Annotated in this window: 10 protein-coding genes; 9 read left to right on the forward strand and 1 reads right to left on the reverse strand. The window is 67.3% G+C overall.

Features of this window, described 5'->3' with window-relative positions; genetic code table 11:
- The 6 genes from G3N18_RS10140 to G3N18_RS10165 form a co-directional block, all read left to right on the forward strand.
- The coding region (locus tag G3N18_RS10140; RefSeq protein ID WP_196384163.1) for an FHA domain-containing protein at nt 1–691 on the forward strand (691 nt) is incomplete at its 5' end.
- Between the two features lie 281 nt (nt 692–972).
- A complete protein-coding gene (rpsL, locus tag G3N18_RS10145; protein WP_018171438.1) occupies nt 973–1341 on the forward strand; it encodes a 30S ribosomal protein S12 in 369 nt (122 codons plus the stop codon).
- 5 nt (nt 1342–1346) lie between these two features.
- A complete protein-coding gene (gene rpsG / locus G3N18_RS10150) occupies nt 1347–1817 on the forward strand; it encodes a 30S ribosomal protein S7 (protein WP_018187368.1) in 471 nt (156 codons plus the stop codon).
- A 77-nt stretch (nt 1818–1894) separates the two neighbouring features.
- Nucleotides 1895–4009 carry an elongation factor G gene (gene fusA / locus G3N18_RS10155; protein ID WP_196384164.1) on the forward strand — a complete coding sequence of 705 codons (2115 nt, stop codon included), beginning with the start codon at nt 1895–1897 and terminating at the stop codon, nt 4007–4009.
- A 152-nt stretch (nt 4010–4161) separates the two neighbouring features.
- Nucleotides 4162–5355, forward strand: a complete 1194-nt coding sequence (gene tuf / locus G3N18_RS10160; RefSeq protein ID WP_196323718.1) for an elongation factor Tu — start codon at nt 4162–4164, stop codon at nt 5353–5355.
- Nucleotides 5356–5499: 144 nt separating this feature from the next.
- Nucleotides 5500–5718, forward strand: a complete 219-nt coding sequence (locus tag G3N18_RS10165; RefSeq protein WP_196384165.1) for an Rv0909 family putative TA system antitoxin — start codon at nt 5500–5502, stop codon at nt 5716–5718.
- A 957-nt stretch (nt 5719–6675) separates the two neighbouring features.
- On the opposite strand, the gene G3N18_RS10170 is transcribed toward G3N18_RS10165, so the two are convergent.
- Nucleotides 6676–7227 (reverse strand): hypothetical protein, encoded by a 552-nt coding sequence (locus tag G3N18_RS10170; RefSeq protein ID WP_196384166.1) that lies wholly within the window; start codon nt 7225–7227, stop codon nt 6676–6678.
- 235 nt (nt 7228–7462) lie between these two features.
- On the opposite strand from G3N18_RS10170, the gene G3N18_RS10175 reads away from it, so the two are divergent.
- From G3N18_RS10175 to G3N18_RS10185, 3 genes are all read left to right on the forward strand, one after another.
- A complete protein-coding gene (locus G3N18_RS10175) occupies nt 7463–8677 on the forward strand; it encodes a SpaA isopeptide-forming pilin-related protein (protein ID WP_196384167.1) in 1215 nt (404 codons plus the stop codon).
- On the forward strand, nt 8664–10190 hold the full coding sequence (locus G3N18_RS10180; protein WP_196384168.1) for a SpaH/EbpB family LPXTG-anchored major pilin: 1527 nt from the start codon (nt 8664–8666) through the stop codon (nt 10188–10190). The genes G3N18_RS10175 and G3N18_RS10180 overlap by 14 nt, the downstream gene beginning before the upstream one ends.
- A gap of 101 nt (nt 10191–10291) precedes the next feature.
- Nucleotides 10292–11836, forward strand: coding sequence for a SpaH/EbpB family LPXTG-anchored major pilin (locus tag G3N18_RS10185; protein WP_196384169.1), 1545 nt, complete (start codon nt 10292–10294; stop codon nt 11834–11836).
- Nucleotides 11837–11873: the final 37 nt, after the last annotated feature.

An 11873-nucleotide genomic window follows, 5' to 3' on the forward strand; every position in this document is an offset into this window, starting at 1 on the left:
CGCCGGCGTGGCGCCGGTCACGCCGGCCGCCGGGGCGCTCTTCGCACAGCCCGCCCGCGCGCGACGCACCTCCGACGCGAGTGATCCGGATGCCTTCCCCGAACTCTCCGGCGAGGTGTCGGCCGTCGTCGGCTCGCCGAGTGCGGGCGCGCCCCGCTCGGCCGTCGGGGCGGTCTCGGCACAGCACCGCCGCAGCGAGTCGGGCGAGAGCGAGCGCCCTGAGATCGACGGCCACGACCGCGTGGACCCGCCCGTCCGCCGTACCGGCGCCGCGCCGGCCGCGGGCCCCGTCACCGACGACGACCCGTTCGCCGACGATGTGCTCGATCAGACGGTGATCGCGCGCCGCAGCGTGCGTCCGGTGTGGGAGCTCGTCCCGGCATCCGGGTCGCCCGTGCCCCTCTCGGCATCCGTCGTCATCCTGGGTCGACGCCCCTCGAGCGACCCCGCCTACCCGGCGGCGCAGCTCGTGGCCGTTCCGGGCGGTGCGCGCACCGTCTCGAAGACGCACGCCCGTATCGAACTGCGCGGCGACGCGTGGACGGTCACCGATCTCGGCTCGACGAACGGGGTGCTCGTGCGCACCCTGATGGGCGACGAGGTCGAGGTCGAGGCGGGTGGACAGCTCGACGCGGGGGAGCGGTTCTTCCTCGGCGACGAGGAGTTCCACCTGCGCCGCATCGCACACTGACGCCCGCCCTGGGCCCGCGTTTGCCCGGTTTCGTCATACGGCGTATCATTGACCGGGTGTGCGTTCTCGCGCGCCCTGTGTCGTGCCATGGTACGCGCCCAGGGCGAGCCGGACGCCGCATCGGGATCGATCTGCGAACAGGTCGCCCCCACGGCATATCCACCACCCAAAAGCACGGCGCTCTCGCGCTGCGCCGGTGGATCTGTGGTGAAACCACGAACGCTGTCACCGTGCAGCACCTGCGGAGCCCGAGGGGGCGCCGCAGCCGAGAAGGAGAGAACGTGCCAACCATTCAGCAGTTGGTTCGCAAGGGTCGCTCGCCCAAGGTCTCGAAGACCAAGGCGCCCGCCCTGAAGGCGAACCCGCAGCAGGCGGGTGTCTGCACCCGCGTGTACACCACCACGCCCAAGAAGCCGAACTCGGCGATGCGCAAGGTCGCCCGTGTCAAGCTCCGCAACGGCACCGAGGTCACCGCCTACATCCCCGGCGAGGGCCACAACCTGCAGGAGCACTCGCTCGTGCTCGTCCGCGGAGGCCGCGTCAAGGACCTCCCCGGTGTCCGTTACAAGATCGTCCGCGGCGCCCTGGACACCCAGGCCGTCAAGAACCGTAAGCAGGCGCGCAGCCGCTACGGCGCGAAGAAGGGTTGAGTTAGATGCCTCGCAAGGGACCCGCACCCCGCCGCGTCGTCGTCAACGACCCGGTCTACGGTGCTCCGATCGTCACCCAGCTGGTGAACAAGATCCTCGTCGACGGCAAGAAGTCGATCGCCGAGGCCATCGTCTACAACGCACTCAAGGGCGTCGAGGCCAAGAACGGCCAGGACGCGGTCGCCACGCTCAAGAAGGCGCTCGACAACGTGCGCCCCACCCTCGAGGTCAAGAGCCGCCGCGTCGGTGGCTCGACCTACCAGGTGCCCGTCGAGGTCAAGCCGCACCGCGCGAACACGCTCGCGCTGCGCTGGCTCGTCTCCTACGCGAAGGGTCGTCGTGAGAAGACGATGACCGAGCGTCTGCAGAACGAGATCCTCGACGCGTCGAACGGCCTGGGTGCCGCGGTCAAGCGCCGCGAAGACACCCACAAGATGGCCGAGTCGAACCGCGCCTTCGCGCACTACCGCTGGTAATCAGCGCCACGGTGACCGGCCGGGTAATCCCCGGCCGGTCGCCCCGCGACATCCGTCACTACACGTAAGGACACCCCGTGGCACAAGAAGTGCTCACCGACCTCAACAAGGTCCGCAATATCGGCATCATGGCGCACATCGATGCCGGCAAGACGACGACGACCGAGCGCATCCTCTTCTACACGGGTGTCAACCACAAGCTCGGCGAGACGCACGACGGTGCGTCGACGACCGACTGGATGGAGCAGGAGAAGGAGCGCGGCATCACGATCACGTCTGCCGCCGTGACCTGCTTCTGGAACAAGCACCAGATCAACATCATCGACACGCCCGGCCACGTCGACTTCACGGTCGAGGTCGAGCGTTCGCTCCGCGTCCTCGACGGCGCGGTCGCCGTCTTCGACGGCAAGGAGGGCGTCGAGCCCCAGTCCGAGACGGTGTGGCGTCAGGCCGACAAGTACGACGTGCCGCGTATCTGCTTCGTCAACAAGATGGACAAGCTGGGCGCCGACTTCTACTTCACCGTCGACACGATCGTGAACCGCCTGGGCGCCAAGCCCCTCGTGCTGCAGCTGCCGATCGGTGCCGAGAACGACTTCGTCGGCGTCATCGACCTCGTCGAGATGCGTGCCCTGGTGTGGCCCGGCGACGCCAAGGGTGATGTCACCATGGGCGCCAAGTACGAGGTGCAGGAGATCCCCGAGTACCTCCAGACCCGTGCCGAGGAGTACCGCGAGAAGCTGCTCGAGACGGTCGCCGAGTCCGACGAGGCGCTGCTCGAGAAGTACTTCGGCGGCGAAGAGCTCTCGGTCGCCGAGATCAAGGGCGCGATCCGCAAGCTCACCGTCGCCGGCGAGCTCTACCCCGTGCTCTGCGGCTCGGCGTTCAAGAACCGCGGCGTGCAGCCCATGCTCGACGCGGTCGTCGACTACCTCCCCTCGCCCCTCGACGTGCCCGCCATCGAGGCGCACGACCCGAAGGACGAAGAGATCGTCATCGAGCGTCACCCCGACGCGAACGACCCGTTCGCGGCCCTCGCGTTCAAGGTCGCGGTGCACCCGTTCTTCGGTCGCCTCACCTACATCCGCGTGTACTCGGGCCACCTCGAGTCGGGTGCGCAGGTCATCAACTCGACCAAGGGCAAGAAGGAGCGCATCGGGAAGATCTTCCAGATGCACGCCAACAAGGAGAACCCGGTCGACTCGGTCACCGCGGGCAACATCTACGCCGTCATCGGTCTGAAGGACACCACCACCGGTGACACCCTGGCCGCCGTCGACGCGCCCGTCGTCCTCGAGTCGATGACCTTCCCCGAGCCCGTCATCGAGGTCGCCATCGAGCCGAAGACCAAGGCCGACCAGGAGAAGCTGGGTCTCGCGATCCAGAAGCTCGCCGAAGAAGACCCGACGTTCCGCACCGAGCTCAACCCCGAGACCGGTCAGACCGTCATCAAGGGCATGGGCGAGCTGCACCTCGACATCCTCGTCGACCGCATGAAGCGCGAGTTCCGCGTCGAGGCGAACGTCGGCAAGCCCCAGGTCGCCTACCGCGAGACGATCCGCAAGGCCGTCGAGCGTCACGACTACACGCACAAGAAGCAGACCGGTGGGTCGGGCCAGTTCGCGAAGATCCAGTTCGCACTCGAGCCGCTCGAGCTGTCGGCCGACAAGACGTACGAGTTCGAGAACAAGGTCACCGGTGGCCGCATCCCGCGCGAGTACATCGAGCCGACCAACCAGGGCTTCCAGGACGCGATGAACGTCGGCGTGCTCGCCGGCTACCCCATCGTGGGCGTCAAGGCGATCCTGCTCGACGGTGCCAGCCACGACGTCGACTCGTCCGAGATGGCGTTCAAGATCGCCGGCTCCATGGGCTTCAAGGAGGCCGTCCGCAAGGCGAACCCCGCGATCCTCGAGCCGCTCATGGCCGTCGAGGTGCGCACGCCCGAGGAGTACATGGGCGACGTCATCGGCGACCTGAACTCGCGTCGCGGTCAGATCCAGTCGATGGAGGACGGCTCGGGCATCAAGATCGTTCGTGCCCTCGTCCCCCTGTCGGAGATGTTCGGCTACATCGGCGACCTGCGCTCGAAGACCTCGGGTCGCGCGGTCTACTCGATGGAGTTCGACTCGTACGCCGAGGTGCCCCGCGCCGTCGCCGACGAGATCGTCCAGAAGAACAAGGGCGAGTGAGCGGATGGATGCCGCGGCTCACGCCGCGGCATCCATCGCCACCACCCCGGTGACACACAACTTCATACGCATAAACTAGAAACATCCCCGTAGAGCACCGGTCGCAATCCAGCGCCCGGAACCTCTACAACGAATGTCCTGAGGAGGACCCAGTGGCCAAGGCCAAGTTCGAGCGGACCAAGCCGCACGTCAACATCGGAACCATCGGGCACGTCGACCACGGCAAGACGACGCTCACCGCCGCGATCTCGAAGGTGCTCGCCGACAAGTACCCGTCGGCGACCAACGTGCAGCGTGACTTCGCGTCGATCGACTCGGCTCCCGAAGAGCGTCAGCGTGGTATCACGATCAACATCTCGCACGTCGAGTACGAGACCCCGAAGCGCCACTACGCGCACGTCGACGCGCCCGGTCACGCCGACTACATCAAGAACATGATCACCGGTGCCGCTCAGATGGACGGCGCGATCCTCGTGGTCGCCGCCACCGACGGCCCGATGGCGCAGACGCGTGAGCACGTGCTGCTCGCCAAGCAGGTCGGCGTGCCGTACCTGCTCGTCGCGCTCAACAAGAGCGACATGGTCGATGACGAGGAGATCCTGGAGCTCGTCGAGCTCGAGGTCCGTGAGCTTCTCTCCTCGCAGGACTTCGACGGCGACAACGCCCCCGTCGTGCGCGTCTCGGGCCTGAAGGCTCTCGAGGGCGACGAGAAGTGGGTCGAGTCGATCGTCGAGCTCATGAACGCCGTCGACGAGTCGATCCCCGACCCGGTGCGCGACAAGGACAAGCCGTTCCTCATGCCGATCGAGGACGTCTTCACGATCACCGGTCGTGGCACGGTCGTCACGGGCCGCGCCGAGCGTGGCACGCTCGCGATCAACTCCGAGGTCGAGATCGTCGGCATCCGCCCGACGCAGAAGACCACGGTCACGGGTATCGAGATGTTCCACAAGCAGCTCGACGAGGCCTGGGCCGGCGAGAACTGTGGTCTGCTCCTGCGCGGCACCAAGCGTGACGACGTCGAGCGCGGCCAGGTCGTCGTGAAGCCCGGTTCGGTCACCCCGCACACCGAGTTCGAGGGCACGGCCTACATCCTCTCCAAGGAGGAGGGTGGCCGTCACAACCCGTTCTTCACGAACTACCGCCCGCAGTTCTACTTCCGCACCACTGACGTCACCGGTGTCATCACGCTGCCCGAGGGCACCGAGATGGTCATGCCCGGCGACACCACCGAGATGAAGGTCGACCTCATCCAGCCCATCGCGATGGAAGAGGGCCTCGGCTTCGCCATCCGCGAGGGTGGACGCACGGTCGGTGCCGGTACGGTCACCAAGATCCTGAAGTAATCTCCTTCATTCCAGGATGCCCCTGCGAGCTTCGGCTCGTGGGGGCGTTCTGCGTCTCGTGGACGCGCCTTTTGCGCCCTGGCGGCGAGCCGACAGAATGAGAGCACGCGCGGCGCAGTGTCGCGCCTGAACGGGAGGTTGGACATGGCTGACGACGACGTCGCAGGCAAAGCGAAGAGTGCTTTCGAGGACATCAAGGGAAAGGTCAGCGACGCGCTGGACTCGCCGCAGGCGGAGCAGGTGAGCGACTCGGTCCTCGACAGTGTGGCCGACTTCGCAAAGAAGATCCTTCCCGACGAGTACGACGCGAAGATCGACGAGGTGCGGAACCACGTCGACGGCGCGATCGGCACGGAGAAGTAGCCGGAAGCGAGCACATGACAGCGGGACGGATGCCGAGGCATCCGTCCCTTTGTCATGTGGTGCGAGAGAATACGTGTGGCGCGCGAGCCCCCCTGTGGCGGATGGGAAGATTCGCTCAAGATCGGGTCAACTGGCTCAATCTGCGTGATGCACGACGATAGATTCGACGAGATCATGGGTGCGCCCGTACCCATGATCATCGCCCCCGCTGAACCCGCGGCCGGGGCGTCCTGGGGGAGTCGTTATGCGTCGTCGTCGTGCCCGCGGTTGCCGCGCGCATGCCAGCTGGTTCGCGTGCGCGCTTGCGCTCGTCGGCCTCGTCTTCGCGCCCGCCGTGGCTGCAGAGGCGGCTGAGGTAGCCCCGGCGGCTGTCGCCGCACCTGCGGGTTTGGCCGCGCCCATGGCCCTGCCCGGAGCCCCGGGTACGGGCTGCAACTACGCCAAGGGGGGTACCGGAACGTACGCCGAGACGCTGTGTTGGATCGACTTCTCGCAGTCGGATGGCTCGCCGATCACGACCGAATACTCCGCGACCTCCGTGGCGATGAGCGCCCCCACCTGCACCCGTGTCAATCCCGCGGGCTCGTGGAGGTGCGATGCCGAGGTAGCCATCGACAGCCTGCTCGGCTCTGCATACGGCCGCGTCACGGCATCGGGTACCGCAACGACGACCGACCAGAACACCGCAAGGGATCAGAGCGTCGCTAATGCGACGACCGCTGCTCGCCGTCTCTTGACGGCCGTCACATCCGGCTCGGTCACCAAGTATTACGGGGCGATAAACAACTACCCGATAACCGTCGCACTGGCTGGTGGCTACGTGCTGACCGCCAACCTGTCGACGACGGCGACCAATTCGGCCGGCTACGTCGTGAGCGCGAACCCCTTCCCGACATGGGGCGGAGCTTTCCTGGGCAACAACAATTTCTACACGGGGGTGGCTGGAAACCCGGCCTTCTACCAGCGCGGGAACGGCGGCGCAACGACGTTCAGGCTCTCCGACATATCTTTGGCCGTAAAGGGCGTGCGAGCCGGCAACTTTTCTCTCGTCGTGGCCGACGCCGAATCCACCGACAGCGGTGAGTCGATCTCATGGACGGCGACTGGCGCCGGTGACTTCTCATGGATGCCCAACACGCCCGGCGCGACCACGAAGGCAGGCACGATGGGGAGTGCATGCTCCTCGTATTCACCCGCGATCGGCGCCACCGCACCGTCGGCTTCGTGCTCATCTGACAGCACCGTCAGCAGTGCGCTGAAGACGGGTACCGCGATGCTCATGGTGTCGCCCGCGAGCACGACCGCACCGTTCAGTGTCTCGACGGTCCTGGTCGGGAGCGGACTGCAAGCCGGCGCGGTGGGAATCGTCATCACCCGTGCGCAGGCCAACGTGAAGGTCACCGACCGCATCATCGGCTCTAATGGCTCTTCACTGGACAGCACGGCGTTCGCGGTCGCGATGAACGGAATATCGGCGTCGACCGATGGGGTGTCGGTCGACGCCTCCACCGGTGGCATCCCCTTCCTCGTGACATCGGGGGGGACCCCGATCGACTACACGTCAACCTTCTCGGGCGGCACCTACTCGTCCTCGTACACAGTGTCGTGGCAGTGCTACAAGACTGACCCCTCCAGCGCTACGCAAATGTGGTGGCCGTCGCAGACGACGAGCAGTCCGACTCCGCCGTCTTCGGCCGCAGGTCAGTTCGCGCGTCTGACCGCGGGGCAGTTCCTCTCGTGCACAGTGACATACACGCCGCCTTACCTCACTCTCTCCAAGACGGTCGTCAATGGTGCAACCGGAGCATCGGGCTCAGCGGCGCAGTTCACGCTCAACGCTGCCGCGACGGGTCTTTCGTCGGTCTCGGTCCCCGGCACGAATACGGCGAAGAAGGCGGTCGCCGTCGGCTCGTACGCACTCACCGAGAGTACGACGCTCGCCGGATACGACTGGACGAACCTCGTCTGCACGGGGAGCTCCGGGAACCCGAGCGTGACGATGTCGCCGGCGTCTCCGCCATACACGTCGGCATCCGTCCCCATCGCAAAGGGTGCGGCGCTCACCTGCTCGTTGACCAACACAGCCCGGACGACCACGCTCACGTGGGACAAGACCGACGTCGACACCGGCCAGCTCATCGGAGGGTCCACGTGGACCCTGGTCGGACCGTCGGGGGGTGCGTCGTCGACGATCACCGTGGCCGACGACACTGGTCAGGCCGGCTACACCGGGCGCGACACGAACCCCGCGGCGGGCAGATTCACCGTGACGGGCCTTCCGTGGGGCACCTATACGCTGACCGAAACGCAGGCGCCCACCGGCTACACCGTCACCGGATCTGCGCTGACCGTCGTGCTCGGCGGAGCGACGACCACGGTCAACGCGGGCACGATCACCAATACGCGCACCCTGACTTTCGGCGTGGGCAAGTACCGCTATGCGGCGTCCGGCCTCGGCCCGCTGCTGGACGGCGGCGCGTTCTCCGTCCTCGCGGACAACGCCGGGCAGCCGGGAACGGTCGTTCCCGGAGCGGCCGTGACGCCGACCGGTTCGACAGGCATGTTCACCATGACCGGGCTGCGGCCTGGAACATACTGGCTTGCCGAGACCAAAGCTCCGGCCGGGCACCAACTCCTCGCCCAGCCGATCAAGTTCGCCGTCGTCTACAACGCGACCAACACCACGCCCAAGCTTCAGCTCGTCGGAACCAACCAGCGGCTCGCATCGCTCAGCGCAGACGCTCAGACCCTCCGAGTCTCCGACGTGCCGACGCTGATCCTGCCACTCAGCGGCGGCAGCGGGTGGGCGCTCCCCGCCGCGATCGGAGTCGTCCTGCTGCTCGCCGTCATCGGCTGGGCGGGGTGGCGACGCAGACGCACCGACGACGCCTCAGATTCCGCTTCACGACTTCACGCTTCACCACGCACCCCTAGAGAGGACGACCATGAAAACCACTAAGCGAGGGTTCCTCGCCACGATCGGCACGGTAGCCGCTGCTGCGGCGCTCGTGCTGACTGGCTCGGTTGCCGCCCACGCCGCCCCGCCGCTCCCGGTTCCTGTCCAGTCCACGGTGACGATCACCAAGCTGTCGCAGCCGAACACCCTGACCGCTCCGGCCAACGGCACCCAGGTCACCACGTTGCCCGCGGGCTCGGCGCCGATCGCCGGCGTCACCTTCGACTACTACCTGGTCACCGGTACGGCGGCCGGGCAGGCGAACGACATCGGAACCCAGACCGGCCAGGCGTATGCGGCGGGCCTCAACGCGACCTCCGCCCCGGTGCCGACCACCAAGACGGGCTCGTTCGGGCAGACGAAGGACGACGGCACCACGACCCTGACGCTGCCGCGCGGTCTATACCTCATCAAGGAATCGGGTGCGCCGACCGGCGTCACCCCGGCCGCAAACTTCCTCCTCGCCGTTCCGCTGACCGACCCGGTCAACCAGAACGCGTGGTTGGACACGATCTACGTCTACCCGAAGAACGCGCAGATCAAGGCGACGAAGACCGTCGGCTCCGAGACCCTCACGGTCGGCGGTGACGCGACCTTCACGATCACGACCGACATTCCGCGCAACCCGAACCCTGCCGGCTCGCCCGCGTTCGTCGCGCCCAGCGCGTTCCGCATCCAGGACACCTTGACGGATTCCCAGCTGAAGCTGTCGACCACCGCGGCGGCCGCCCTCACCGTCACGGCCGGCGGCACGACGCTCACCGGCGGCGGCGCGGACTACACGGTCACAGCCGTCACGGGCACGAACCCCGCCACGACCACCCAGCGGATCGAGTTCACCTCGACCGGCCTGAGCAAGCTCGCCACCGCAGTCAACGCGAACCCGGGCGCCCAGGTCGTCGTCAAGCTCGTCGCGACCGTGCAGTCGGCCGCTGTCATCACCAACACCGCGAGCGTGTTCCCCGACCAAGGCTCGATCACCAGCAACACCCCGCTGGTGACCACGCCGGTCCAGATGAAGTACGGCACGTACCTGCTCAACAAGAAGAGCACCGGCGGCGCGGGTGTCTCCCTCGCCGGCGCCCAGTTCCGCGTGTACGCAACGCAGGCTGACGCGGCCGCGGCCAACGGCAACTATCTCACGACCTCCACCAACACGGCAGGTCTGTGGACGACGGATGCCAACGGTCAGGTTTCCGTCGGTGGCCTGCGCTACAGCGGCTGGGTCAATGGTGCGGCCGTCGCTTCGGGCACCGCGGGCTACCAGACGTACTACCTCGTCGAGGTCAAGGCTCTGACCGGCCACCAGCTGCTGACCGCCCCGGTCGCCTTCACGGTGGACGACAATTCTGCGACCCAGATGTCGCAGACAATTGTCAACCAGCAGACGACGGGTGGCTTCGTCCTGCCGCTCACCGGTGGTTCGGGCGTCGTCGTGTTCACCGTGTTCGGTGTCGGCATCCTCGCCGCTGTCCTCATCGTGGCGCGCCTGCGCCGCCGTGAAGCGGCCGAGTAAGTGACATCCGGGGGTTGTCGCGCCCGGCGCGACAACCCCCGGTGCCCGACTTCACCACGTCGGCGAACTGTTCCCCGGACACGAGAGAGGAGGAGAAGACCATGCGCGCTCACACCAGCCCCGCACCTGCGCGCAGCCTGCTACGCGGCATCCTCGCCGTCGTGATCGCGCTCGTCCTGACCCTCCTGTCTCTGTGCGGGGGAGCGCAGCGGAGCGCTGCGGCGGAGTCAAGCCCGCGCATCGACCCCGCCATGGGGACGGCGATCGCGCTGCATGTCCGTCGGCAGCCCGATGCCGTCACCACCCCGGCTTCGGGCGCCTTCCAGGACACGACCGGAACGGTCGCCGTCGCGGGAGCGGGGTTCATCGCGCGCAAGGTTCCGGGGCTCGATCTGACCACCACGGACGGTCAGGCGGCGGCGGCGGCCATGACCGTCGACGACGCCGAGTCGCTCACCACCACCGCTCCCGTCGCTGCGCGAGCGACCGCCGACGCGAACGGCGATGCGACACTTGCGCCGCTCGGTGTCGGGCTCTATCTCGTGTCGGAGGTGTCGACGCCTGCCGGCTTCTCGCCGTCGGTCCCGTTCCTCGTCGCCCTTCCTCTCACCGACCCTGACGAGCGCGATCGCTGGCTGTCGACGGTTCACGTGTACCCGAAGATCGCGTCGGCGGGCGTCAGGCTGAGCGTTACGGACCATGACGCTGTGGTCCTCGGCGACACCGTCACGTGGACCTCGCTATCGGGCATCCCCCCGCGCACTCGCATCGACGGCTACCGGGTGGTGCAGCAGATCTCACCCGCGCTCGCCCTGGTGGGCACGGCCTCCGACGCATCGCTCTCGCTGGAGTGCGGCACGACCCAAGCAATGTGCCCGAAGCTGGTCGCGGGGCGCGACTTCACATGGGCGTACGACCCGGCGAGGCGTATCCTCACCGCGGATTTCGCGGCGGCGGGGCTCAACGCGCTCGCCGCGACGATCGGCGCGCACCCGGGGGCGCAGGTGAAGATCAGCTACCGGACCACCGTCGGAGGCACCGGTGAGCTCACCAATACGGTCGTGCTGTACGGCAGCCGCGCGGCCATCGACGGCGGCGCCGGCGCCCCCGCTCCGGTCAGCGACGCGGCGACGACGAAGTGGGGTTCACTGCAAGTTGTCGTGCGCGAGCGCGGCGTGCCGACGCACCTGCTCCCCGGCGCCGAGGTCCGCGTCTACGCCTCGGCAGCCGATGCAGCAGCAGGGAGAAACCCGCTCACGGTGTCAGGCGTCTCGCAGTGGACCACCGATGACCAGGGGCGAGTGGTGATCGCGGGTCTGCGTTTGTCGGATTACGCCGACGGACTGGACCGGGATGCCTCCGATCCCCTCTACCGACAATACTTCATCGTCCCGGTCGCATTCCCTGCCGGTTATATGGGAGAGACGGACGCGATCGGGGTGGCGATCGAGCAGGGCGACCAGCCGCGGATAGTCACCATCCTCGCCTGGCGCAGCGCGCTTCCCATAGGGTTGCCCGTGGGGTTGCCACACACTGGAGGCCAGGTCCCCTGGGCGATCGCGATCGGGGCTGTCGCCCTGGTCGTTGTCGGGCTCGTCCTCGCGCGACGCCGACGCCGACCCGATGACGACGAGAGCGACGAGTGAGCGCCCTCCTGTCCGGACCCCCCGAGCCTTCGGTGCA

The organism is Microbacterium paulum (assembly GCF_015707995.1).
Taxonomy (GTDB): Bacteria; Actinomycetota; Actinomycetes; order Actinomycetales; family Microbacteriaceae; genus Microbacterium; species Microbacterium paulum.

Coding starts and splice junctions, on each gene's coding strand:
- rpsG (WP_018187368.1), top strand. CDS start 1,347: ATGCCTCGCAAGGGACCCGCACCCCGCCGCGTCGTCGTCAACGACCCG.
- G3N18_RS10165 (WP_196384165.1), top strand. CDS start 5,500: ATGGCTGACGACGACGTCGCAGGCAAAGCGAAGAGTGCTTTCGAGGAC.
- G3N18_RS10180 (WP_196384168.1), top strand. CDS start 8,664: ATGAAAACCACTAAGCGAGGGTTCCTCGCCACGATCGGCACGGTAGCC.
- G3N18_RS10185 (WP_196384169.1), top strand. CDS start 10,292: ATGCGCGCTCACACCAGCCCCGCACCTGCGCGCAGCCTGCTACGCGGC.